This window comes from Vibrio sp. SSH13-20, assembly GCF_040104475.1.
Taxonomy (GTDB): domain Bacteria; phylum Pseudomonadota; class Gammaproteobacteria; order Enterobacterales; family Vibrionaceae; genus Vibrio; species Vibrio harveyi.
In genome coordinates this window covers 613,046-639,168 of record NZ_JBECOU010000001.1, presented here as the reverse complement: position 1 = coordinate 639,168, position 26,123 = coordinate 613,046, and the positions used below count along the sequence as shown (strand labels likewise).

The 26,123-nt window shown below is 43.4% G+C and carries 13 protein-coding genes; 9 read left to right on the top strand and 4 right to left on the bottom strand.

The genetic code is table 11. The features are described from left to right. Positions 1–119 precede the first annotated feature (119 nt). Positions 120–10,085 carry a tandem large repeat gene (locus ABMY42_RS02840; RefSeq protein ID WP_349265935.1) on the bottom strand — a complete coding sequence of 3,322 codons (9,966 nt, stop codon included), beginning with the start codon at positions 10,083–10,085 and terminating at the stop codon, positions 120–122. A 291-nt stretch (positions 10,086–10,376) separates the two neighbouring features. On the opposite strand from ABMY42_RS02840, the gene ABMY42_RS02835 reads away from it, so the two are divergent. The 3 genes from ABMY42_RS02835 (at position 10,377) to cqsA (ending at position 14,339) form a co-directional block, all read left to right on the top strand. Next, positions 10,377–11,363 (top strand): peptidoglycan DD-metalloendopeptidase family protein, encoded by a 987-nt coding sequence (locus ABMY42_RS02835; protein WP_069688168.1) that lies wholly within the window; start codon positions 10,377–10,379, stop codon positions 11,361–11,363. A gap of 316 nt (positions 11,364–11,679) precedes the next feature. Next, the gene (ylqF, locus tag ABMY42_RS02830) at positions 11,680–12,624 is read left to right on the top strand and encodes a ribosome biogenesis GTPase YlqF (protein ID WP_005447133.1); all 945 of its coding nucleotides are present in this window, start codon (positions 11,680–11,682) and stop codon (positions 12,622–12,624) included. Positions 12,625–13,157: 533 nt separating this feature from the next. Then, positions 13,158–14,339, top strand: coding sequence for an alpha-hydroxyketone-type quorum-sensing autoinducer synthase (cqsA, locus tag ABMY42_RS02825; protein WP_349265934.1), 1,182 nt, complete (start codon positions 13,158–13,160; stop codon positions 14,337–14,339). Positions 14,340–14,472: 133 nt separating this feature from the next. Here the strand turns inward: cqsA and ABMY42_RS02820 are convergent, their stop codons facing one another. Beyond that, complete coding sequence (locus ABMY42_RS02820) at positions 14,473–16,518, bottom strand: hybrid sensor histidine kinase/response regulator (RefSeq protein WP_005447137.1); 2,046 nt, start codon at positions 16,516–16,518, stop codon at positions 14,473–14,475. A gap of 286 nt (positions 16,519–16,804) precedes the next feature. On the opposite strand from ABMY42_RS02820, the gene ABMY42_RS02815 reads away from it, so the two are divergent. Next, positions 16,805–17,422: an HAD family phosphatase gene (locus ABMY42_RS02815; RefSeq protein ID WP_050940222.1), complete on the top strand. Its 618-nt coding sequence runs from the start codon at positions 16,805–16,807 to the stop codon at positions 17,420–17,422. Positions 17,423–17,496: 74 nt separating this feature from the next. On the opposite strand, the gene ABMY42_RS02810 is transcribed toward ABMY42_RS02815, so the two are convergent. After that, complete coding sequence (locus ABMY42_RS02810) at positions 17,497–18,045, bottom strand: GNAT family N-acetyltransferase (protein WP_005447141.1); 549 nt, start codon at positions 18,043–18,045, stop codon at positions 17,497–17,499. Positions 18,046–18,338: 293 nt separating this feature from the next. Here ABMY42_RS02810 and ABMY42_RS02805 point away from each other — a divergent pair, with 293 nt between their 5' ends. The 4 genes from ABMY42_RS02805 to ABMY42_RS02790 all read left to right on the top strand — a co-directional run bounded on the left by ABMY42_RS02805 (position 18,339) and on the right by ABMY42_RS02790 (position 23,891). Beyond that, positions 18,339–19,463: a fatty acid desaturase gene (locus ABMY42_RS02805; protein WP_017188909.1), complete on the top strand. Its 1,125-nt coding sequence runs from the start codon at positions 18,339–18,341 to the stop codon at positions 19,461–19,463. Between the two features lie 375 nt (positions 19,464–19,838). Next, positions 19,839–21,206: an anaerobic C4-dicarboxylate transporter DcuC gene (gene dcuC, locus ABMY42_RS02800; protein ID WP_005447145.1), complete on the top strand. Its 1,368-nt coding sequence runs from the start codon at positions 19,839–19,841 to the stop codon at positions 21,204–21,206. Positions 21,207–21,432: 226 nt separating this feature from the next. After that, positions 21,433–22,023, top strand: coding sequence for a LemA family protein (locus ABMY42_RS02795; protein ID WP_005447146.1), 591 nt, complete (start codon positions 21,433–21,435; stop codon positions 22,021–22,023). Next, positions 22,023–23,891 (top strand): M48 family metallopeptidase, encoded by a 1,869-nt coding sequence (locus ABMY42_RS02790; protein WP_274877616.1) that lies wholly within the window; start codon positions 22,023–22,025, stop codon positions 23,889–23,891. The genes ABMY42_RS02795 and ABMY42_RS02790 overlap by 1 nt, the downstream gene beginning before the upstream one ends. Positions 23,892–23,956: 65 nt before the next feature. Here the strand turns inward: ABMY42_RS02790 and ABMY42_RS02785 are convergent, their stop codons facing one another. After that, on the bottom strand, positions 23,957–24,313 hold the full coding sequence (locus tag ABMY42_RS02785; protein ID WP_005447150.1) for a hypothetical protein: 357 nt from the start codon (positions 24,311–24,313) through the stop codon (positions 23,957–23,959). Positions 24,314–24,889: 576 nt separating this feature from the next. Here ABMY42_RS02785 and ABMY42_RS02780 point away from each other — a divergent pair. After that, on the top strand, positions 24,890–26,122 hold the full coding sequence (locus ABMY42_RS02780) for an OFA family MFS transporter (RefSeq protein ID WP_045489753.1): 1,233 nt from the start codon (positions 24,890–24,892) through the stop codon (positions 26,120–26,122). The last annotated feature ends 1 nt before the right edge of the window (position 26,123 follow it).

Sequence of the window (26,123 nt, the reverse complement as noted above, 5' to 3'; positions counted from 1 at the left end):
ATAATTCACCTTGTAGAAAGACCATTGAATCATCCGGTTAAATTATTATAAAAAGCGAATCGTTTGATTTAGATCACTTAAATCTAGGTAAAAAAAGCGAGCTAAGAGCTCGCTTTCAATTAGGCTGCATTGAGCAAGGGGATATCACCATGATGTTTATCCCAAGACGTTGGAATAACAAGAGCCGTCGTACTGTCGTAATTGAATGTTGTGCTCTCCTCATCAGCTGTCGCAGATAACGCGTTAGTGCCTTTTGCGGAGACAGTAATGACACCATCTTTTAGGGTTGAAAGGTCTAAATCGATCGTCCATGCTCCGCCGACAAGCACAAGTGTATTCCCTGTTACTTCTACGCCAGCACTATCAACAGCTTTGATTTCGATTGTGTCATCTACCTCAAAACGAGTACTGGTACCATTGACGGTTACCGTTGTCGCACCTGATACATCATTGATGGTTTTGAGCATAATAGTTGGCGTGATAGCTAACGCTTTGCTTGATGTGAACGATTCACCAGCATTGCCAGTTGCATCCTCAAAGCCTTGCAGCGTTAACGACACGCTCTTCACTGAATCGGCTACTGCTGCCACTTGGACAGAGCCTACCCATTGGGTGTGAGTGCCAACCTGTGGCGTCCAGTTGATCGCCGCAGTACCTAGAGTTGAACCTGTTGGAGTCATCACTTCTTTATCGAATGTAGCTGTCACTGTGACGGTCTCACCCGCCGCAGCGTACTGCGGTGAAATAGTCGTTTGGCTATCATCAACCGTTGGTTTGGTTTGCGTCAAAGTGAACGTTGTAGACACCTCTTTCGCCACGGCTTTCAAATCGTTCGTGCCATTAACAGTCACGGTAATAGTGCCATCTTTTAGACTTGTGACATCCAAGGACGTATTCCATTGACCTAGAGCATTCGCAGTAGTGGTTTTCGTGACTTCTTTACCGTCCATATCAACCGCTTTGATGGTTAATGTGTCGGTGGTCGCGAAGCGCGTGCTACCGCCACTGACTGCTACTGTCGCAGCGCCAGTTGAATTGACATCACGGATATTCTCAACCGTTAAAGTTGGTGTCATAGCTAACGCCTTACTCGATGTGAACGATTCACCAGCATTGCCAGTTGCATCCTCAAAACCCTGAAGTGTTAACGATACGCTCTTCACTGAATCGGCTACTGCTGCCACTTGGACAGAGCCTACCCATTGGGTGTGAGTGCCAACCTGTGGCGTCCAGTTGATCGCCGCAGTACCTAGAGTTGAACCTGTTGGAGTCATCACTTCTTTATCGAATGTAGCTGTCACTGTGACAGTCTCACCCGCCGCAGCGTACTGCGGTGAAATAGTCGTTTGGCTATCATCAACCGTTGGTTTGGTTTGCGTCAAAGTGAACGTTGTAGACATCTCTTTCGCCACGGCTTTCAAATCGTTCGTGCCATTAACAGTCACGGTAATAGTGCCATCTTTTAGACTTGTGACATCCAAGGACGTATTCCATTGGCCTAGAGCATTCGCAGTAGTGGTTTTCGTGACTTCTTTACCGTCCGTATCAACCGCTTTGATGGTTAATGTGTCGGTGGTTACGAAGCGCGTGCTACCGCCACTGACTGCTACTGTCGCAGCGCCAGTTGAATTGACATCACCGATATTCTCAACCGTTAAAGTTGGTGTCATAGCTAACGCTTTGCTTGAAGTGAACGATTCACCAGCATTGCCAGTTGCATCCTCAAAACCCTGAAGCGTTAACGACACGCTCTTCACTGAATCGGCTACTGCTGCCACTTGGACAGAGCCTACCCATTGGGTGTAAGTGCCAACCTGTGGCGTCCAGTTGATCGCCGCAGTACCTAGAGTTGAACCTGTTGGAGTCATCACTTCTTTATCGAATGTAGCTGTCACTGTGACGGTCTCACCCGCCGCAGCGTACTGCGGTGAAATAGTCGTTTGGCTATCATCAACCGTTGGTTTGGTTTGCGTCAAAGTGAACGTTGTAGACACCTCTTTCGCCACGGCTTTCAAATCGTTCGTGCCATTAACAGTCACTGTAATACTGCCATCTTTTAGACTCGTGACATCCAAGGATGTATTCCATTGACCTAGAGCATTCGCAGTGGTGGTTTTCGTGACTTCTTTACCGTCCGTATCAACCGCTTTGATGGTTAATGTGTCGGTGGTCTCGAAGCGCGTGCTACCGCCACTGACTGCTACTGTCGCAGCGTCAGTTGAATTGACATCACGGATATTCTCAACTGTTAAGGTTGGAGTTATTGGCAATGCGTTTGAGGCATTGTTTTCGCCCACATTACCCACTAAGTCTTTATATTGACTGACAACAAGACCAACGCTAGCTTCCGGTACATTCGGAACCTCAACTGTGCCTGTCCACACCTTCTTATTTGCGGTCACCGCTAGTGATGTAACGTTATTACTTCCTAGTGATGCAGTCGCTTCTTGCAACTCTTTGTCGAACTCAAGCTGGATGTTGACAGATTTGCCGATTTCCTGATGTATCGGGTCAAACGTTACCTTAGTCAGTGTTGGCAACACACCTTCAACCCCTAGAAGCAAACTATCCCCAATTCCGGGGATAGTATTGACGCTCTCATAGCTACCATCATCGACCCGTATGGTTATATCTTTATCCGCCCTTTCTGGAGTTAAGTAGTTGACAGTCCATGTTTTGTCATCAGTTTTGTTCCAAGATAGAAGCTTCAGCTCTCCAATATCACTTCCATCACTTGCTTCGAGTTTTACATCAGAGAACTCAAAGTTTTTGACGTCTTCCGTAAACTTAAACGTAAGCTGAACTTCAACACCACCAGCTAATGGAGCACTCCCAGAGCTCGATATTGTGAGTTCAGGGACACTTGCAGCTTCCACTGTCGGCGTTATCGTTTCTTCAGCCTTATGGTTGACGAGGTCCGACGCCACTACTTTTATCGTGTAGTCTCCTTTTGATAATAGGTAGTGCATTACATACGGGTCGCTATCGTTGGCAGGCTGTGTGATTGATTGTGGACCAACAATTACCCCTGCCCCATTATCAGCCGTTGATGTGACTGAACTTAAGTTTTTATCTGAAACATAAGCGGTTACATCCAAATTGTATTTATCACCTGTCGGAGTCATAGAAACTTGATCAGCGCGAACACCCGTGATAACTGGTATCTCATGGTCAACAACAGAGTCGAGACCTTTGGCATCATAAGATTTATCGAAAAGCTCAAAGTCTGTAATCGAACGTCCTATGGAATCTATGACAGTGACTTTGTACGTGTACTCAGCCTGGTCATCGGCATCAAACACCATAGTGCCTGACGCCGTTGATGACGTTATATTTCCCTTGAAATTAAGCGTATCCCCAACCTTCGGAATCATATCTACAGAGTAGCTAGAAGCCTTGACGTGCTCACTATCTTTAGAGGTAATCGTAAATGATTGATTCTCATCTACAAATGCTAGCTTGTTTCCTTGCAAGCCAGCAATGCCATCAAAAGCAAGTGTTACTGTTGGCGCTTTTAAATAAACAGTTTTTGTTGCGGACTCAAAGTTTTCGACAGCATCAGTCGCGATAACCTCAACTCTGATTTCATCACGACCTGCGATCTGATCTTTAGGCAACTCGAAATAGGTCACATTCTCCGTTTTTTCTTCTTCAAAGTTGAGCACACGCACTGTGTATTTAACCGTAGCGAGTCCACTGACTTCATCTCTCATCTCATCAAAAGTGAACCTAACCTTATCGTTTGGTTGCTCTGAAACCGTGATCACATCCCCAATAATTGGGGCAGTGTTATCGAATCGAATGTCTTTAACTGCTGCACTTCCACGGTTATCCCAAACATCTGTGGCAGTCACATTTACAGTCAGTGCTTTGTTTTCTAGAGAGCTTTCTAATTGGTCACTATGGAAAATAGAACAACGATATTCTCCATCAACACCACAAGGCTTGAACTTTTCAAAGTTATCATCCGTTTTGAGATTGTAGGACTCGTCACCGAAGGTGACTTCTACGTTTTCTAGTTCTGAATTTTTACTCAGTTTCACTCTAAACTCTACATCAAGAGTTTTACCATTTAGAACGTTGCCTTCACTTGGGCTGATAATTTCAACGATTGGATCTTCAGTCGGTAACAAAAATTCAAACTCATGATCTAGGGCTAAATTACCTGCATTGTCTTTAATGTTTGTTACTTTGTAATCATGTGTAACTGCGGTCTTTTGGATAATGTCGGAGTACTTTTCCTTGTAGCGACACACAACCTGACCATCCGCATTTAATACACAACTTTCTGCGCTAAAAGGAATCGCTCCCGCTTTCCGAATTATTTTAGGGTAGTTGTCTTCATTGGTGATGTTCACTCCTGATAATTCATCTTTAAACATAAGCTCGAACGCTAGAAACTTCGTGTCATCACCAGGGTTGTGGGTTACTTCACCACCAGAGAATTGATAAGTATCAGTAGCTGGTTGAGTGACTACTGGGGAATCTGAGTCCATCATTTTAAAGTCAAATTTCTGAACCGCTACCGCGCCATTCGTCCCCTTAGTTTGAACAATCAATATTGCCGGTGACAATGAGGTACTTTCAGAGTCAACGGTACAACTAGGTTCTTGTCCTGGAGATATATTCTTCTTGCCAGAAGTTGGCTTTTCGTTCTCATCAGGGGCTTCATTACCATCGTACTCTTGACGAACCCAGCACTGAATTTGCTGCGCTTTAACTTCACTTAGCGTTGTGAATGTGACATCCAGCACACCATTAGAGACATAGTTTTGAAAGTCTTGAGTTGGTTTTAATACATCAAGAGCAACACCATTACGCTGAACACTAAGCGTGTGGTTTATCTTACTGACTAATGGATTATCGTCGCTGTTATGTTGGACATTGTTGTAAACACTAATACTGAGTTCATAGTTACCATCAGCTTTTAACTCAGACTCTTTCAAGGTAGCAGTCCACGTACCCTCTTCACCCACAACTTCATCGAATTGAAAGTCCGTAGCTTTGCTCTCACCGGAGTATTTATAAGTAGAAACAATGTTCTTTACACCACTCACATCCGTTACTTTTAACGTCAGCTTTATGTCACCTTCGTCATATACGACGCGATCTATTGTTTCACCGTTCGCAACGTTAGTAATTTTTAAATCCAGTTGAGGAACCTTGTTACTTACATTAAACCGGAAATCTTTTTGGGAAGAGTTACCACGAACATCAAGACCTTTGATCCTAATAGTATGCTCACCATCACTCAAACCACCTAAAGGAACCTTTAGAGTTTCGGCATTAACTATGTCCGTACCTTGCGTACCAAAAGGCGGCTCTGCATCCTCAAATATCCAGAACTCTAGATTTTCTCTATCAACACCTTCAACAGAAACATTACCGCTTGCGCCCAAGTCAACGGCTCTCAGCTCAAACACATAATCGTTGACGTAATAGCTACTTTCATCGTGACCAACCAAGTTAAAATCTGGACCTTGATTGTCAAAAATGACGCTATTTGTGTTGGATTGACTCTCAAAGCCATGAATATCTTTCGCTTTGACGTAAAGGCTGACACTGTTCCCTTCACCCGGCATATCAATTTTGTCAGTATCACTCTCGACAAGTGGCATTGGAAACTTTTGGCTTGGTTCTGCGGGTTTGAATGTTTTCAGCGCATCTGCTTGTCCAACTTGGAATAACGAGACCTCCGTGATTTTCGAATCATCTGTCACTCCATCAAAAAGCACGTTGAAATTACGACCAACGACTGCATTTTCCTTTGTTAAAGCGTCTTCAACCCAAGGGGTAGAAAGTAAAATAGTTGGTCCTTCATTATCAACTTTGAAGGTAAACGTACCTTTTCTACTTTCATTTTTCGGATACGCTTTATCTGTCGCCGTCACGTAGAATTCATTGGTAGCATCATAACTAAAGGCATTTGCAACCAACTGAACTTTAATATCTGGCTGCTCGCCAATAAGGTACGGTTCATCACAACTACTTGCTACAGGGTCACACGCCTCTAATGTCTGGGTCTGACCCGAACCTTTGCTCAACTCAATCTTTACGTTACTTCCCTGACTGAGTTCGCCCCAATCAATGATCGGTGTCCAAACACTGTTGCCACCCAATCGTTCAGCAATATTCGCATCATTAACAACTGGAGCTTCAGAATCGATGTAGATGCGGAACCTTGGCGCACCGCTATCAGCATCAGATACGACATTGCCCAAGTTATCTTCTGCGCTAGCGACTGCGAACCAGTTACCATCCCCTGGGTTGATGGTGACTCCTTGACCCGAACAGTCTTTCTGGCTGCATAGTCGTACTACAAATCGTTTTGTTTCATTCTTATAAAACTGCTCATACGAAACTGGATATTTTTCGCCTGAACTTTTGTAAAGTAAAAGACTACGCTTATCGAGCTTATCGCCAACGACATCATCTAAGATAAAAGTCAGATCGTGAATGTTATTCTTAACGCTTAGATAAACACCATCTTTGATTTCTTCATCATTGATGTCTTTGGGAGGCTCATAACTCGCCTTCGGATAATCGTTATCTACATAAAGGCGTTCTACATGTGGGTTGGACTCAGAATAACCATTGCCTTTGGTATCAAACGCACTTATCTCCAGTGCAAATTCAATAATATCCTTTAAGTCTGATGACTCTGAGTTAAGCGTAAAGAAGTACTCTTTTTTGAACTTCCCACTCTCGCCTGACTCTTCTATGTTTAGATCCAGTGGAATAGCCGTATTTGGATTGCTTCCCGCATACCACATACTTTTGAATTTAGGTGCATTATCGCCCTTTTCGACAATACCTGATGGGTCTTCCAAAACGACTTGGGAAACCACTTCCCCCGCGACATAACGTTTGTTACCAACCATCGTTTGGCGACCAGTTACTATCTTCAACGTTTTCTCCGGTGGATATACATCAATACTTCCACCTTCACTATCAAAAATACTGTCACTGCCAAGTTTTGGGTTTGCCTGTGAAATATCATCAGCATATAGCTGAGCAATATTATCAGGAATCTGATACTTACCCGTCATGATGTTGTAATACGACTGAGCAAGGTCTTTCCTGTAAGTGTCAGAACTGAACTCATAATCATCTAGTTTGATTTTGTTACCACCAGCTCCAAGACCATTTGCTTTACCATCGTAGCTAAGATCATCATAGATAGCAGAGGCAAAATCAGAAGAGTTGTTTCTCGGCAGGTTTTGCGCCAAACCATCGATGGCCTCAACAAGGAATCGATGTAAGTAGTCATTGGTCAAAACATTAGGTATTGGTTTCTCTAACATCTCGTTCGTGGCATAAGCCGTCACGGTCGGGTCAAAGCCAAAGAATGAGCTGTTGTTACTGTTGGTACCCGACAAAGCGTATTTCACATCAGTAAGAATTTGCGATGCACGTTCTGACGTTTTATCTCCTGCTTCTACTTGGTTCCAACGATAATCAAACAAACCCGTTTGGTAGGTTGCAAGCTCAGTGATGTAATAAGTGTTTGAGCCATCAAGCTCAAAATATGCGCCTATATTGGCGTTGTTTAAGTTTACACTTGCCTTTTTACCCTCATCATCTTTCCATTGGTAGTAATGAGGACCCATCCCTTCTACACCGATTAAACGTACGCGCATGAATTCGTAATTCACCACATCAGTTGTGGTTTCACACACCGCGACGTCAAGCGCGGTTGTCTGATCACTTTCAGGTTGCTGGATGGTGGTACAACTAGCTAAAGATGTGAATTCGCCATTGGGGTTCAACCCTTCTAATTGCACTCGCGCACCAATAAAAGGCGTCACGACAGTCATTGTCGGCAAGTCAAAACTGCTTCTGAAGTAAACGACTTGCGCAGCACTCACGTTTTCAGATTCATCGATGGTTTGGATTTCCAGCTTTTGGCTCGCATTTTCAGAAACGTTCTTAAAGCCTTCACCAAGGATTTCTCTTACGAAAGGAACATAATAGATAACTTCGCTGACTCGACCGTTGCTGTCCATGATCGTTTCGTGAGGAATATTTGCGGTAACGTCTTCTGTTGAGGCTACTGTTTGTGTTCTCTCTTGGAAGGCATATTGACCATCATTGTTTGGGCTTACATAGTACTTGACCACTAGCTTCAGTTTGTCAGCACTCGTTCCCAAGACAGTGTCTGAACTCACATCGGAAACTCGAACCTTTACATAAGGAATTTTCTTTTCTTTTAATAAGTTAACGTTAAAGTTTGCGAAGTCGACACCATCAAGAGATTTCAAACCTGAGCTTGCGTAGACGTAGTCGATCTTCAAGTAGTCACGACTCGACTGCACGTTATCGGAAGTATAAGTATCTTGTGTGTAAACCCCCTCGTATGTCGATCGCTCCCCATCAAGGTTTACATTGACGTAGTTCATCGACGCCCCTTCAGGGTAAGCAACGATCTGAGCTGGAGCTTGGTCATCGCGACTGACGGTAAATGTTAGCTTACCGACATTATCTTTAGTGTCCTTCGCCGTAATATCAAACGTGGTCGTAGATAAGAATTCTTCTGTCGAATATGGTTTACTTGTGAATTCACAAGCACTGCCTGACTCAGTGATAACCGGAGTACAACTGAGATCTTCTGGTAAACCGTTTTTGAAGGAGACGTTAACCGATTTAATGTCTTGAGATGCCTCTTTAACAGTCCCTTTTAACACATATTCGGGAAGCTGCTTGTTGATCGCGCTCGCTGAACTCACCGTAATAACAGGCGCGTCATTATCCCAATAAAAATTAACGTAGTGACCTTTGTTACTGCCAGGAACAAGTTCATTACCTAAAACGTCTGCAGTGTAAAAGACCAAACGAGCATCCGATACATTAGAAAGACCAGTATCCGAATCACGCTCTACAGCATCAATCGCATTGGTATCAATGCTTACTTTGATGTTTGTTTCACGAACACCAACTTCAAAACCGCTAGCATCTACCGAACAGAACTCACTGCCGGAAGTTTGCTGGTCACTACATTTAAATTCTCCTGACCAAATGCCGTTTAGCTTGTATTCAACATAAGCAGAAATAGATTGAACGCCAATATCGTCGTTGATTCTGAGATCGACGTTATCTGTGCCAGCTAAAACGTCACTATCTGTGCGAGTAACAGTTGGCGGAATTGTGTCAATTTCCGTCTCGTCGCGAGGCGGAATAACGCCATCAGCCTGACCATGAGTCCCCAAATCATTGACTTGTTGGCTAAACGCCACGTAATCATCAGCATCGGTTCCAGAAACATTGAGCTTGGGATCGTTCACCACAATTAAAATTTGCTGCGAAAGATCTTGCGTATAAACGTCACTGGTGACTTTCTGTTGACCGAACGTAAGTGGAGTAACGGCACCTGTAGACTCACTAATTTCTAAGCCATCTAAAAGACCGTCTGCAATAACATCGCGGAATTGAATGTCTGCAAGATGCATTGAGGTATATATATTGTCTTTAGACTGACCGTATTTCTCTATCAAATCATAAGAGTAAGAAGAATAAGCCGTTAGCAACGCACCGTACTGATGTCCGGGTGTAGCAAAGCTACTCTGACCGCCTTTAGTTATGTCAATCGGTGTGGTTTCATTGACATTGAACCCATACATACCATTGATACTACTCAATGCTTTAGAAATAGCATCCGCCCCAGATGCCCCTTCTGCAATTTTGTACTTTGCCAAACCAGAAACAATATTAGTTAAAGGCGTCAGCATTAATGTCTGGTTGCTGCCTTCACTAAAGTTGACGACACCTTCTAGGCGCAAAGTCTTACCTGCACTTGACGACACGATCTCTTTCGTAAGCGGATCGGTATAGCTTCCTTGTTGCGCAACTACATACAAAGGCATCGATGAAGATTCGAATTCAAGCTTGTAATCACCGAAGGCGTTAGAAGTCGTGTTGGCAAGCAACCTGCCAACTTTTCCGTTCTTGTATTCAAACACCTCGATCTTCGCACCATTGACGGGAGCGTCAAAAACGTTTCCTGAGATACTTCCTGTCTTCCTAGCTGGCGGCGTGCTGTCACCCCCACCCCCACCGCCACATGCACTCAATAATAGTGAAGCAGCCATGAGACCTAACGTTGGTTTTAGCGTATTTTTAGTGATCATAGTAATTTGGCAGAGTATATTTTGCCGCGATTATATTATTGTCTAGAATTTTCTCAACGTGACAAAATAACCATAAAATCAAACATAAACGCTAAGGAAATAGGCAGTTTTCAATCTCTTTAGCAGCGCCACTTCACATCTATCGTTATTTAATTAGTAAAAACACAGGAATTGCCCTTAACGGCGTGTAAGATTTTATTTTAAATATTATACTCCCCTCAATTTTTCGCCTATGAGCATAATTTCGATTTAATGACAAGTTTAATATTAAGACAGCAGACTCAGCATATTGCTTTACCCCTTGTTCTTATTGCATTCGTTATCATTGCTGGCGTATCTTTGACTCATTACTTTCTCACCCCAGAACTTCAGACCACTCCCACAAAATCAACTGCAAAAACAGAAAGTTACAATAAGATAAATAGTAATAGTATCGAGCAGACTTATGAAGCACACTTTCAACGCACCAAGATCACCACAGGCATTATTGATTACTCCTTTGTTGCCTCTTTAATTAATTCCGGATTATCCCCGCATGAGATCAAATCTTTGTTCAGGTTAATCGAAGATGAGTTCAACATTATTGGTTCAGCACAGAAAGGCGACCGATTTTCAGTAAAAATCAAAACCAATAGTTATAATGAAAGATACATTAGTTCTTTTTACTACTCAGGTAGTAAAAGAGACTTTTTCATTATTAATGATGGTAAAGACAATGCTTACGATGAATATGGAAATAAGCTAATTCAAAAGCCTTATTATTCATTTCCACTAGCGAAAGCTTACAAAATTAGCTCCGGCTTTAATTTAAAGAGAAGACATCCAGTAACCGGTTTGATTGTTCCTCATTTAGGGACAGATTATGCAGTCCCAATTGGAACGCCGATAAAAAGTATTGCAGACGGTGTCGTCATCAAATCACGCTACAATCGTTTTGCAGGCAACTATATAAACATCCGTCACACAAATGGCTCTATATCCCGCTACTTGCACTTATCACGCAGCAACGTTCGCGTAGGTGACCACGTAACGAAAGGACAAGCTATTGGTCGCTCAGGTAACACAGGCAGAACAACCGGACCTCACCTGCACATAGAGTTGATCGTTGATGGCGTTCCTGTTGATTACGCACAATACATCAGAAAAGCACCCTCTCCTCTGGTGAACATGCAAATGATGTTAGCAGCAAGGACTGAACGCGCAGAGCTGATCAGAGAATTAAACAAACATGCCTCATAACGCACCTTGTTGGTCTGACGCTCGAATCACCCAGATGTCATTTTCTTTATCGTGATAAGGCACATCATTACCGAGGCATTGATATTCGATTCGAAACTAACCAAAGCCAAAGCAACGCTCAAGCCCTTAAATATCGCGATGTCAGCTTGCTCTAACATTTCCGCCCATCCAATAAAGTGTTAAGATCCTCACATGACTCGCTGTAGTGGTATTGAGTGGGGAAACATACCCCGCTCCCCTTAACATCCTCGTTAGTGATGTAGGTAAATTGATTAACCCACCAGCATAACCATGAAACAATAAGGCGATTTTTCAGATGGTTAACAACTCTATCCAGTGGTTTCCTGGCCACATGCACAAAGCGCGTAAAGAAATCGAAGAAGCAATCCCGCAAGTGGATGTGATCATCGAAGTACTGGATGCTCGTATTCCTTTCAGTAGTGAAAACCCGATGATCTCCCAAATTCGCGGTGATAAACCAGTAGTAAAGGTACTGAATAAACGCGACCTTGCTGATCCGGAGTTAACTCAAGTGTGGATTGATCACCTTGAGAAAGAGCAAAACGTAAAAGCAATGGCAATCACTACGTCAGAGACGAGTGAAGTACATAAGATTATGGAGCTTTGCCGCAAGCTAGCGCCTCACCGTGAAGAAATTGGTAAGAACATTCGTACCATGATCATGGGTATTCCAAACGTTGGTAAATCGACCATTATCAATACTCTTGCAGGTCGCACGATTGCCGTAACAGGCAACCAACCAGCGGTCACTCGTCGTCAGCAGCGTATTAACCTACAAAATGGCATCGTACTTTCAGATACCCCAGGAATTTTGTGGCCAAAAGTTGAAAACCCGCACAGTGGTTTCCGACTCGCAGCAACAGGTGCGGTGAAAGATACCGCAATGGAATACGATGAAGTGGCATTTTACACGGTCGAATACCTAGCTGCTCATTACCCAGAGAAGCTTAAAGAGCGTTATCAAATCGAAGAGCTTCCAGAGTCTGATATCGAAATCATGGAAGAAATTGGTCGTCGTCGTGGAGCACTTCGTGCGGGTGGCCGTGTTGACCTACACAAGGTATCTGAAATCCTTCTACACGAACTTCGTCAGGGCACCTTAGGGCAAATCACCCTTGAGTTGCCAGAGATGATTACTCAAGAGCTGATCGAAGTAGAAATCGAAACCGCTCGTAAAGAAGAAGAGAAAGCAAAACGTAAAGAAGAACGTCGTAAGCGTTACCTACGAAACAAACGATAGTTCCTATTCAATCACTGTTTTAAAGCGCGTTTTATACGCGCTTTTTTTCGCCTATTTTCCAGGTTTATAACAATCTGAAAAGAGCTTGATACTCCACTTGATGGTTGTACTTGCTCTCAAATCCATGACAACACTCTGAAATCCTCATCTTGAAGACATCATCGCGAAGTCACGTGGGTATATCTTTTTTATCAGCTTGAAAATCCACAGACTCGTTAACCACATTAAATGGAACGAACCACTCTAAAACGCCACAAAATGGCGTTGTGATTTGACATCTATTCGTTAATTTTTGTAGAAAAAACCAAACAAATTCATAGTGATTTACTATGTATTTTAACGGTTATTTTCTAAGCTCCATCATAGTTAGACTCCCGAAAGGTAAGGAATTCCAAACCGCACCCAACCCTTAAATACCGAGTTTGCAAGCGTACGCAAACTTATGCAACATTGGCAATGACACATCTCTCATATCAGTTAAAACTATATAACTGTCAGCGCTGGCGTTTTTCGTATTACTAAGAGAAATTATTATGAGTGATAAACTGAAAACGAAACCTCTTCCTTCTTTTGTTGAGGAACGCCTAGACTTTTATATTCAAGACTTGATCGAACAAAACGAGAACCAGAAACACTTGGTTTTGGGTAAGCGACCACAATCCGGAGCGGTGGTCATGCAAAGCAACGACTACTTATCGTTATCCCACAACCAACTGATTCAAAAGGCACATCGTGATGCAATTACCGAGCATGACGACAACGTAGTAATGTCTGCAATCTTCCTGCAAGATGATACTTCCAAGCCTGCATTTGAAACCCAACTCGCCGATTACGTGGGAATGGGAAGCTGCTTGATCTCACAATCAGGATGGGCAGCAAACATCGGGTTGTTGCAAACGATTTGCCCACCAAATACGCCCGTCTATATCGACTTTTTTGCGCATATGTCGTTATGGGAAGGCATTCGAGCAGCGGGAGCACACGCGCATGCATTTATGCACAACAATATGAACCACTTGCGTAAACAGATCCAACGTCATGGCTCTGGTGTGATTGTTGTCGATTCAGTTTATAGCACGATTGGTACTATCGCCCCACTTCACGACATCTACGAAATGGCACGTGAATTTGATTGTGCATTGGTCGTCGATGAATCCCACTCACTTGGAACTCACGGTCCAAATGGCGCGGGTCTTGTAAAGGCGTTGGGGTTAACCGATCAAGTTGATTTCATTACGGTAAGTTTGGCTAAGACATTCGCATACCGTGCGGGGGCTATTCTTGGTCCTGAAAAGCTAGCCAAGACACTCCCATTTGTCGCGTATCCAGCGATTTTTAGCTCGACGGTATTGCCGCAAGAAGTGATTCGCTTAGAAAAAACGCTTGAGGTGATTAAGGGAGCTGACGATAAACGAACCTTACTGTTCAACCGAGCTAAAGAGCTAAGAACAGGATTAAAACAAATTGGCTTTAATATCCGTAGTGAATCTCAAATTGTCGCTTTGGAGTGCGGTAGCGAGAGAAATACGGAACGTGTACGTGACTTTCTTGAAGAACGTAATGTGTTTGGTGCAGTATTCTGTCGCCCAGCAACAGGTAAGAACAAAAACATCATCCGATTTTCAATCAATGCAGATATGACTTCTCGCGATGTGGACCACGTACTTACCGCTTGTCAGGAAGCATTTAACCATCCAGAACTAGAATTCGCATAACGAATCGATAACGGCACAATTGAATGGAAGCTTGTCGCTGCCGAAAAACAAAGAGCTCAGCACAATGCTGAGCTCTATCGTCATTCCGTTCTTCAATAATGATGGTAGGCAATGAGTACGTTAGGCGATGGAATTAAATCCAGTTCGCTATCTTATCGAACAGTCTGTTTTTATCTGCCGGTTTGACAATAAAATCTGACATGCCAGATGAGCCAATTTTATCGAGAGTCACTGGTGAACTGTCTCCCGTATGCGCAATGATAGGCACGGAAGCATAAGGTTTGTTTGACGCTCGAATTCGACGAGATGTCTCTACCCCATCCATCACTGGCATTTCGATGTCCATTAAGATGAGATCGATGTCATTTGTATCTAATGCGCTTATAGCTTGCTGACCGTCTTCGGTTTGGATCACTTCAAACCCTTGCTTCTCAAGCAGCATTGCCGTGAACTTACGCAAGGATTCGTTATCATCAACAACCATAATCGTTCGTTTGTTCGTTGCATCTAGCGGCTTCGTTGATACCTGAGGAACCACATAGTTGGCGTCGTATAGCAAACGATCAATGGTTGCTTTTGTGTTGAGTAACCATGCTTGTGTTTCCACCCAAATCGGCGCAAAAGATGCCTTTCTGGCTCTCTGAATTGGGTGGTGCTCAAACAGATAAACAATACGAGCTTCAGTGAATGAAAATAGTGACTCCACTTTGTCCATATGACTGCCTCGGGCGTCTAGGCTTTCGATATCGACAAAGATCAAATCGTATTCAAATTCATATTCTTTCTTCTTGAGCAGAGCATCAACGTCTAACACCGTAAGGCTAAAGCCCATAAACCGAGCAATGTCCGTCATTTTAGACACTAGAATGTTTTGCTCACTCACAAAGAGTGTGGTTTTTAGCTTGGTTAACTCACTTTTGATCTCTTTGACTTCATTTGAGTTAATCGCCGGGAAGGTCATTGTAAATTGCGACCACTCGCCCACTTCTGACTGACACCGAATGTCCCCCCCAAATGAACGCATCACCTTTTTACAGAAAGGCAAACCTAAGCCGTAACTACCCGATTTGCCTGTAGTGTAGAAGTCTTGGAAAATGCTTTGCAACACATCAGGCGCGATGCCTGAACCATTATCCGTAACCACAATTTGATTGCTGAAATCGTCACTGTACATGGTGACGTGAATATGAAAATCTTCCGAACTTCGGTGGTGAAATGCATTCTTAAACAAGTTGTACATGACGTACTTCAACAGCGTATCACTGCCCAAGAAATCAAATTCACTACGCACATCCAACGAAATGGCAAAACGGTCAGTCGCTCGTTTGTAGCTAAAACTTTCAATTGCACTTTCAACGACAGATTGAGCCGAGTGTTTCTGGAACGTCGAACGCGACACTCGGTTTTCATCAATTGAAGTTAGCAGTAAATCAATGGTCTCATTACCTGAGTGAATGATTTTCATTGCATCATCACTGACTTCACGCAATAAGGTCACATCTTCGTCACTCAGCTCGTATTGCGCTTTTCTTCCCTCTTTCGGGTTGGGCAACACTGATTGAATCACATCAATTGAAGTCAACAAGCCGCTGAGTGGGTTTCGCATTTCATGGGCGATGCCCGCACCAAAAGACTTAGCCAAGGAAACTTTTGCTTCGTGCTCCACTTGATTTCGGAAGTAGAACAAGTTACCAAATAGATAAATGAACAAGAAGATTGGTACATGCGTCCAATCCATGGTGAGCTCAATATGAAAGCCTTGAGCTACCCAAGCGAAAAACGTCGCCAAGCCAATACCAGCAAAGGTCTGGGCAAACATAACCCAAGTAATATGAACCAACAAAATATGAAGGAATATCGCCGACATAAACGACATTACCCAAACATTTGACCAGTTGTTCATCAACAACATATAGAAGAAGAAACAAGGTAAACAAAGGGTAATTGCGACTTGATAAAAAGCCGGCAGATACTTTCGCCACTCGAATGGTAGGCGGTTACGATAAATGATACCAAAGAACAAGAAAGAGCAGAGAATTCTCAGTGGCAAGTTTTCGTACGGTTGTGGGAACATGAATTCCCATACCACGTAATAAATTGGGAAGCCCACAAAGCCCATCCACCCTACTAAGGTAAGGTTTGGCTCTGCGTACTGATAAACTTTGCGAATCGCGTCCATATTATTACTTAATTAACTCAGCCCTAACGTTTAACTGTCTATTACATTGTTTTCTTATAATTATATATTAGTTATCGCACATAAACAGCGAGGTGTTGTTCAAAAGTTTATGACGGTCTGCTTTAAATTCAATCCGTTACATTCATAAAGGTGATAATTAGTCAAATAACATCGAAAAGTATTTGAAAAACCGGATTATACGCAACAATTTTTACATAAACATATTGCAATTAAGATATTGCCGGAATTTGAACACGTACCTAATCAAATTAACCCAAGGATACCTATGCAAGCTAACTCAATTAAGAATGTCGTATTTGATATCGGCAACGTCATGGTGAGATGGTCACCTTTAGAAATCGTCAGATTGACATTGGGCAACCACGTTGATGCTGAGGCAAAAGCTAAAGCATTATTCGCAAACGATATATGGTTAGATTTAAACAAAGGCTTAATCACAGAAGCTGAGGCGAAAGAGCGTTACCAATCAGAGAAACAGCTGTCTCACAACGAATGTGAGCGATTCTTTTACTATGTTAAGCAAACACAACTTCTGATCTTTGGCAGCGTAGAACTCCTCACACGCATCAAAAGTGCTGGTTATTCCGTGTATGCATTAACCGATAATGTTGTTGAGATTGTTGAACACTTAAAAACAACCTATGAGTTTTGGCCTTTATTTGATGGAACGACGGTTTCCGCCGAGCTTGGTTTGCTAAAACCTCAGCCTGAGATCTATCAGAGCTTGCTTGATACTCATCAACTTATCGCCGCTGAGACGGTTTTTCTTGATGATATGCCTTATAACGTAGAAGGCGCTCGAAAACTTGGAATCTCTGCGATTCAATTTGAGAATGCTGAACAATGTGAACAAGAACTCAAAGCACTAGGACTCACCTTCTAAGTGGTATCCCTATGCAGACAAAAAAGAGCAGCGACGTGCTGCTCTTTGTATGCTTGAAGGAAACTCAATCTAAGTTACGAGTAAATGACATTCTCTTCAATGCCACTCACTAGTGATTGCGCGTTAGACCAACGAAACACTTTTTCGAGTACTTCATTTCCGCCCGGAGTTTTCCAGTTTCGCTCCTGACACTCTTGCCCGCCAATATGTTGATAAAACTCAACCGCAGGTTCATTCTGAGAGACGACTTCAAGATACAAACCACTGTCCTTAAAGTATTGCTGGTGCCATTCCGCTACCGCAAGAAGTAGCTGTTTGCCTATACCTCTTCCGCGATAACTGTCATCTACGTGCAATGCTTCAATAAAGCTGCCACGTTCAAAATCATGATTACCAAACACACAAACAAAACCAAGAAGAAGACCACCCTCTTCGGCTAAAACAATGTGTTGGTTGAATGGTGGATTGGTTAAGCGCGTTTGCCATATCAACAGTTTGTCGTCGATGGCTTCGCTATCCAAATAGCCATCACTCAACACACCACGGTAATGGCGCTTCCAACTGTCTGCGTGTAACTGCGCGATGCGTTCATAATCCTTATATTCCGCTAATCGTAATTCCATTACGTATTCCTATGTTCTTGTATTGCTTCTCTAACGAGCTTTGGCATTTTCCACCTCATTAACTGCATATTATTGGCAGATTTTACAAATCTATAGCCACAGCTCATTGATTAATACTACTCATTATTCGTTTAAAAGCAAAATATCCCACCAACGAAACCCAATTATTGCGAGTTTTCGCTTAACGATAGAAATGTCACAACTCGAAACAAAGTCATCGAACTTTAGTTTGACTTACACGTGTACGCTGATATTCTGGCGTACAGTTGTTAGCTCAAAGTTAGGGACACATTGTGAAGCATAATAAACCACCACTTATCTGGTTGAATATATTGATATTTTCCGCCAGTTTTATTCTCACCTTTATTGTACTGCCTTGGTATGCATACCACTTCGGTTTAGGCTGGGAGCATCTGATCTGGGGCATTATTGCCTTTAGTTTCACCAACCTCTCTATTACAGCGGGCTATCACCGCCTTTGGAGTCACAAAACCTACGAAGCTCACCCAGTTTTACGATTCATCTTTGCCATCGGTGGTGCTTTCTCTCTTCAAAACAGTGCAATGCATTGGTCATCCGATCATCGTGTTCACCACAAACATGTCGACGACAACGACAAAGACCCATACTCAGCAAAACGTGGGTTCTGGTATTCACATATCGGTTGGATGCTTCGTGATTACAACAAATCAAAAGAGAATGAGTACACTAATTGTCGAGATTTGAAGCGAGATAAAATCGTCGTGTGGCAGCACAAATATTATGTCCCTTTGGCTATCGCAACGAACATTGGTTTCCCACTGGCTCTTGGGCTTCTATACGGTGATATCTGGGGAATGTTCCTAATTGTCGGTGCTGCTCGTCTGTTCTTGAGCCATCACACCACTTTCTTTATCAACTCATTGGCGCACGTTTGGGGTAAACAAACCTTCACCGATAAAAACACAGCTCGTGACAATGGCATTTTGGCATTCTTTACCTTTGGTGAGGGCTACCACAACTTCCATCACATCTTTGAGAACGATTACCGTAATGGCGTTTACTGGTGGCACTACGATCCAACCAAATGGCTGATCAAATCTTGTTCTTGGCTGGGGTTAACAACGAAGCTTCGTACGACGTCAACGTTTCGCATAGAAAAAGCACGCGCGACGCAGTTATTGAAGAAAGCCAAAGAAAAACTAGAGAGTAAGCCAAACAGCCAGTCGATTCGTGATCAGCTTCAGAAGGAGTTCGACGCATTAGTACATCACATGCAGGAGTACTACGAAGCGCGCAAAGAAGTGCTTGGTGAGAAAACTGCAACAGTAGTGAAAAAGTACGAGCGATCCGTTTCCAAATTAAAATACCAACAAATTAAGGAAGAATTTGAACGTCAACAACGCAGTTGGAATCTCTTAGTGCGTCGCTACGCGTAACGTGTAACTCGCGCTTCAATATAAAGACGTCAAAACAAAAGCTCCGTTAATTCGGAGCTTTTTTGTTCAACCAAGCTCCTTTAACGTGATCTAGCTCGAACTATCGCTTTTCTCACTTTTTAATCATTTAGTACGATTTTTATTCGATTGAATGTTCATATTTTCGTTTCTTTAAAATCCAGAAAACTAGTACATAACACCTAAAAAACGTAATTTAAACAATATAATCCAATGCAATTATTTATTAATCTATTATTTGTTTTAGATCATACTAGCTCTAATTTAGTCTCGTGCCACAGGAAAGAATTCTGTAAATTCCCAGACATAAACTGAAACAGTTTCTTTCTTTTTTTCATAATATCTGGAGACAACCCTATGTTAGAGCTCTTAATTGGCTTGGTAGTGACCATTGCTGTGGGTTATTTCATTGTCAAAGGCTACAAAGCTGCTGGCGTGTTATTAACCGCAGGTATTAGTTTGCTTCTTATGACTGGCATTCTTGGCCATGACGTTCTGCCATCAAAAGTAACCTCAACGGGTAATATGGTGACGGACGCACTAGAGTACGTAAAATACATGCTTCAATACCGTGGCGGCGGTCTTGGTATGCAAATCATGCTACTTTGTGGTTTTGCGTCTTACATGACACATATCGGCGCAAACAATGTTGTTGTAAAACAGTTCTCTAAACCGCTTTCTGTTATCAAGTCTCCATACGTCCTTTTGGTAGCGGCTTACATCGTGGCATGTTTGATGTCTCTTGCAGTGAGTTCAGCAACAGGTCTGGGCGTGCTATTAATGGCTACCCTATTCCCTATGATGACGGCAATGGGTATTTCTCGTCCAGCGGCAGTGGCAGTGTGTGCTTCACCAGCGGCAATCATTCTTTCGCCAACATCAGGTGACGTGGTTATCGCAGCAGAAAAATCTGGTCTCGCGCTTGACGTATTTGCGGTTCAAACCGTACTTCCTGTTTCTATCTGTGCAATCATCGTAATGGCGGCAGCCGCTTTCTTCTGGAACAAATACCTAGATAAGAAAGACAACACACCAATGGAAAGAATCGACGTATCTGAGATCAAAGCAGATGCTCCAGCATTCTACGCTGCGCTACCTTTCCTACCTATCATCGGTGTTTTCCTATTCAACGGTCGCACAATCCCTGGCCTAAGCCTAGATATCTACACGATCGTGGTTGGCTCGATTTTCTTAGGTGCGGTTATTCATTACGTTGTTAATAAATTCGACGGTAAGAAATCTCTTGAAGATCTAGACTCGTGCTACACAGGCATGGCGGATGCGTTTAAGGGTGTAGTAATGCTTTTGGTTGCTGCTGGTGTGTTTGCTCAAGGTCTTATGTCTATCGGTGCGATCGACAACCTTCTTCACCTTGCGGATAACGCAGGCGCAGGCGGTATCGCACTAATGCTTATCCTAACAGGTCTAACCGTGGCGGCAGCAATTGCAACGGGTTCTGGTAACGCACCATTCTACGCGTTCGTTGAACTTGCTCCTTCACTGGCTGCAAAAATGGGTTTGAACCCTGCGTTCCTAATCATCCCAATGCTACAAGCTTCTAACCTAGGTCGTACTATCTCGCCAGTATCTGGCGTAATAGTTGCTACTTCAGGTATGGCAAACATCAGCCCATTTGAGGTAGTAAAACGCACATCAGTGCCAGTTCTAGCGGGTCTGATTACTGTGATCATCGGTACTATGGTTCTTGTACCAATGTCAGCGTAAGCGCTAATCACAATCATCTAGTTCGTAAAAGCTCGGCAGTTTTGTCGGGCTTTTTTATTTGTATTCCACAGACCTTGTCACCACCTTTCCCCTCTTTGATACCTCGTACTGAATACGCAATACGTCCCATAATTACAAAACATTGCACATTATAAGTAAGTCTAATTTGCTTAATATCTCAACTACTTATATAAAGTCCAAATACATTCACAAAATGGAACTTACTATGACTTCACTTATTGTTTTCATCGTCATCATTTTGCTTATCGCGGTGTTTGCGGTCAGCATTTACAACAAACTAGTGACGCTGCGTAATCGCTTTAAAAACAGCTTTGCTCAGATTGAGGTTCAGTTAAAACGTCGTTACGACCTGATCCCAAATCTTGTCAGCACAGCGAAAGGTTACATGGAACACGAAAAAGAAACCTTCGAGCGAGTCATCCAAGCGCGTAACCAGGCAATTTCGGGTTTGAAAGCAGCAAGTGACGCGCCAGACAGCGATGCGGCAATTAGCCAACTGGCACAAGCAGAAGGCATGCTACAAAATGCACTAGGTAAGTTAAACGTCGTCGTTGAAGCTTACCCAGAACTGAAAGCCAACGAAACCATGACTCAGTTGCAAGAAGAACTAACCAGCACGGAGAATAAAGTCGCTTTTGCTCGCCAAGCTTTCAATGATGCTGTTACCAGCTACAACACTTACAAACAGACTTTCCCACCAGTCTTGTTTGCCAATATGTTTGGCTTCCAAGATGGTAAGTTGCTGGAGTTTGCAGACAGCGAAGCAATCCAAGAAGCGCCAAAGGTTGAGTTCTAATGGATTTTTTCGACCATCAAGATACCGCACGTCAGCGTACCGGGCTTTTGGTGTTTCTGTTCTCCTTAGCAGTATTAATCATCACAAGTTTGGTCAGCGTACTGTCCATTACTATTTATTACGTAGTAACCGGCGAGCCGTTTGATCAACGCACCGCGATTACTTACACCTTACTGTGCTTTGCAGGTGTGGCACTGGTCGTCGCAATCAGCTCTATGTTCCGCCTATCTGAGCTTTCTTCCAATGGCGGTCGTGGCGTCGCTGAAAGTATTGGAGGTAAGCTTATTTCCTCAAATACAACGGACACAAAACACCGCCAATTGCTTAATGTGGTAGAGGAGATGGCGATTGCTTCTGGCATTCCTGTCCCTCCTGTTTATGTGATGCCAGAAGAGCGAGGCATTAACGCTTTTGCTGCAGGTATGAGCATTGATGATGCCGTTATAGGTGTCACGCAAGGTGCGCTCGACAGCTTTTCTCGTGATGAACTGCAAGGCGTCATTGCCCACGAGTTCAGCCACGTATTGAATGGCGACATGCGCATGAACACGCGCTTGATTGGCGTCTTGTTCGGCATTACTTGTATTGCGCACTTGGGTCACTTGGTTCTCGACAATACACACTACACTAGTCGTTCATCAAGAAGCTCTTCCGATTCCGATAAAGGCTTCGCTGTCATCATGCTGATCGCGGTTGTGTGTTTGGTGCTCGGTTGGGTTGGTACTTTATTTGGCTCAATGATCAAAGCAGCTATCTCACGGCAACGTGAGTTCTTGGCGGACGCGAGTGCAGTTCAGTTTACTCGTAATGACCAAGGTATTTCAGGTGCGTTGAAAAAGATTGGCGGTCACGCATCTGGCTCTAGCTTGGATGCGCAAGCGAGCAGCCAAATGAGCCACATGATGTTTGGACAAAGCAGCTTGTCTGGCTTCACCGGTTTCTTTGCTACTCACCCGCCTCTTGAAGAACGAATCCGTCGCATTGAACCCAACTGGGACGGCAGTTTTTCGCGCAGAAATCATAGCCAAACTTCGACGTTTGCTCATGAACAAGTCAGCGGATTTGCTTCGGATGCCGATTTCGGCTCTCAAGACCATGAACCACAAAGTGTCACTCCAACTTCCTCAGAACTAAGTGACACAGGAAAACAACTGATCAGCCAATTGCCCCAAGACTTGGTAGACATTGCGCGTGAACCCTACAGTTCGCGCTTTATTGCATTGCTCCTGATCTTTGATGGCAGCGATGTGCAACGTGAGATGATCAAAGGTCATATTCCAATGGTCTCGCACGCAAAGCTGTTACCATGGCTGGATTACGATTTGCCCCTGCACTTAAGACTTCCTCTGCTAGAGCTCGCCATCCCAGCACTTAAATCAATGAGTGAAGGTCAGAAAAACAGACTTTGCCAAGTGTTGCGAGAGTTGTCTCAAACGGACAATCACTACTCACTGGGTGAATGGTGCGTCATTAACTTGCTGGAAAAGCAGCTTCTTGCGCCTTTTGGCTCTACTCGCCAAAACAAGACATTCAAGCAACTCCAAGAAAGCGTGCACTGGTTGCTACGTGAATTGGCGTGGGTCACGCATTCAGAACGAGAAGGCGCACAACGCGCATTCAACGCTTCGCTCACCTCGCTAGGATTTGCAGAAACGACATTGGAAGCGCCAAACAACAACTGGCGTTTAAGTCGCGCTGCATTGGAGCTGTTGTTGCAACTTAAACCCCTTCAACGGCGACAGTTCGTTAAGGCGTGTCGTTTAGCAATTGAGTCTGATGGTAAGATCACCGTCGCGGAAGGCGAATTGTACCGCGTGATAGCGTGTTTCTTGGAAGTTCCAGAACCGCCGCTTACCGTGACGCTTTAACTGCAAAAAGTAAAACGCCAGCGATGATCGCTGGCGTTTTTGTATTCGGCTATAAGTGACGCTGATTAAGCAGCTTTAAAGCGCTCTGGAATCTTAGTGATGCTTTGACGATAGCTGAACCACAAGTAGGTTACCGCTAATGAGAAGAACAAGTAAGACAAAGCAAACACGATTGGAGATGTAATCAGCTCGGCTGACATACCCCACATTACGCCAATTACCGTAATCGTCAATTTAGATAACATGCCACAGATCAGTAAGAACAAAGCAAGCTGTGGGAAACGCGAACTACGGAATGCGAAGAAGTAGCAGCTACCTACTGCAAGCGATGCAATAGAAAGACCTAGCATGAATGAATGGATGTGATCTGCTGATGCGACACCTGCAGAAACAGAAGCCATAAGTAATAGGAACAATTTCATAAGTCACCTCACTACGAGTAGAGAAAAGCATCCTTTCATTAATGAAAACTCATTTTGCGCCCTATTTTGCTTATCTATTTAGCAATTACAAGCACATTTTTCGCTCAATTTATGTTCACTCCCTCCTTTTGAATCAAGTTATTACAAGCAGTTAACATTCTCTAATTTATAAACCCTTTAGATCCTGCACTTACAGAAAACAGTCTCTATTTTGCCCACTTTTGTTACAGAACATTAACACTAAAATATTTTGAAACTTTTTGCTTAAACTGTGAGCCAAATACCCATGCTCTAGCTATAAACCTTGTTTCACTTAGGATCTCACTACCAAACCAACGATTCTTTACGTTAGATCAACATTTCCTTCATATATAAAACGCTCTCATTACAACCATTTTTAATGCTTCGAATTATTTTTAGTAATAGGGGTAAAAAGAGATTCCAATCACACATTTATTGGTTATAATCCGCGCTCATTACGTTATGCGTTGAAAAATGCAAACTTATTTTGAGTAAACCCTATCTTTAAACCGACTCCTCTTTGCTATCTGCCAAGAGGTATTACTGAGAACAAAAATGAGCAAGATTGATAAAGCTATGCGCATCCTGCTAGCAGGATTCTGTATCAACCTTTGTCTTGGCATCCTGTATGCTTGGAGTGTATTCAACAAAGCACTAGTGACTGAGTCAGGCTGGAGCGCAGCAGAAGCATCTGCACCTTATGCGACTGCAACTATTACTTTCTCTATCTGTCTTCTTGTTGCAGGTATTCTTCAAGACCGTATGGGTCCACGTTTGATCCTTATTCTAGGTACTGTTCTAACAGGTCTAGGCATGATCGCGTCTGGTTTTGTTAACTCACCACTAATGCTGAACATCACTTTCGGTGTGATCACTGGTGCAGGTATCGGTTTTGGTTATGCGTGTCTTTCTCCTTCAGCAATGAAGTGGTTCCACGCATCTAAGAAAGGTATGGTTAACGGCATAATCGCAGCAGGTTTCGGTCTAGCAGCTATCTACCTAGCTCCTGTGACTTCTGCGCTGATTGACAGCATGGGCATCCAAACGAGCTTCCTAGTTCTTGGTGTTGGTATCCTTGCTATCGCAGTTCCTCTAGCTGCAACAATCAACAACCCACCATCGGATTACACGCCAGCAGAGCCTAAAGTAAAAGAAGGTCAAGCGCCTAAGGTTGTGAAGAAGTCTGACGACCTAACTTGGAAAGCAATGCTTAAAACGCCACAGTTCTACTCTCTATGGATCATGTACGCGTTCGCAGCTTCTGTTGGTCTTATGATCATCGGTAACATCACTACTATTGCAAGCGTTCAAGCGAACCTGCCAAACGCGGTTTACCTAGCGTCTATCCTTGCGGTATTTAACTCAGGCGGTCGTGTAGCAGCAGGTATGCTTGCAGACAAGATCGGTGGCGTTCGTACTCTTCTTCTAGCGTTCGTTCTACAGGGCATCAACATGGTTCTGTTCGCAACGTTCAAAACTGAGTTTACGCTGATCATAGGTACAGCAATCGCAGCAGTAGGCTACGGTACGCTTCTAGCAGTATTCCCTACTCTAACGGCTGAATTCTACGGTCTGAAGAACTACGGTACTAACTACGGCGTGCTATACACAGCATGGGGTATCGGTGGTGCAATCGGTGCTGCTGTTGTTGGTTTCTCAATGACTAACGGTGACGGTTACACGCTTGCTTACACTATCTCAGCGGCAATGATGGCGGTATGTATCGTACTGGCGTTCATCACTAAGCCACTGACTGAAGCGAAAGTAGCACAACTGAAAAACGCTTAAT

Excerpts from the sequence above, each read along its gene's own strand:
- ABMY42_RS02815 (WP_050940222.1), top strand. The coding sequence starts at position 16,805 with ATGCAAGCTAACTCAATTAAGAATGTCGTATTTGATATCGGCAACGTC.
- ABMY42_RS02840 (WP_349265935.1), bottom strand. The coding sequence starts at position 10,085 with ATGGCTGCTTCACTATTATTGAGTGCATGTGGCGGTGGGGGTGGGGGT.
- ABMY42_RS02795 (WP_005447146.1), top strand. The coding sequence starts at position 21,433 with ATGACTTCACTTATTGTTTTCATCGTCATCATTTTGCTTATCGCGGTG.
- cqsA (WP_349265934.1), top strand. The coding sequence starts at position 13,158 with ATGAGTGATAAACTGAAAACGAAACCTCTTCCTTCTTTTGTTGAGGAA.
- ABMY42_RS02780 (WP_045489753.1), top strand. The coding sequence starts at position 24,890 with ATGAGCAAGATTGATAAAGCTATGCGCATCCTGCTAGCAGGATTCTGT.
- ABMY42_RS02820 (WP_005447137.1), bottom strand. The coding sequence starts at position 16,518 with ATGGACGCGATTCGCAAAGTTTATCAGTACGCAGAGCCAAACCTTACC.
- ylqF (WP_005447133.1), top strand. The coding sequence starts at position 11,680 with ATGGTTAACAACTCTATCCAGTGGTTTCCTGGCCACATGCACAAAGCG.
- ABMY42_RS02790 (WP_274877616.1), top strand. The coding sequence starts at position 22,023 with ATGGATTTTTTCGACCATCAAGATACCGCACGTCAGCGTACCGGGCTT.
- dcuC (WP_005447145.1), top strand. The coding sequence starts at position 19,839 with ATGTTAGAGCTCTTAATTGGCTTGGTAGTGACCATTGCTGTGGGTTAT.
- ABMY42_RS02835 (WP_069688168.1), top strand. The coding sequence starts at position 10,377 with ATGACAAGTTTAATATTAAGACAGCAGACTCAGCATATTGCTTTACCC.
- ABMY42_RS02785 (WP_005447150.1), bottom strand. The coding sequence starts at position 24,313 with ATGAAATTGTTCCTATTACTTATGGCTTCTGTTTCTGCAGGTGTCGCA.
- ABMY42_RS02810 (WP_005447141.1), bottom strand. The coding sequence starts at position 18,045 with ATGGAATTACGATTAGCGGAATATAAGGATTATGAACGCATCGCGCAG.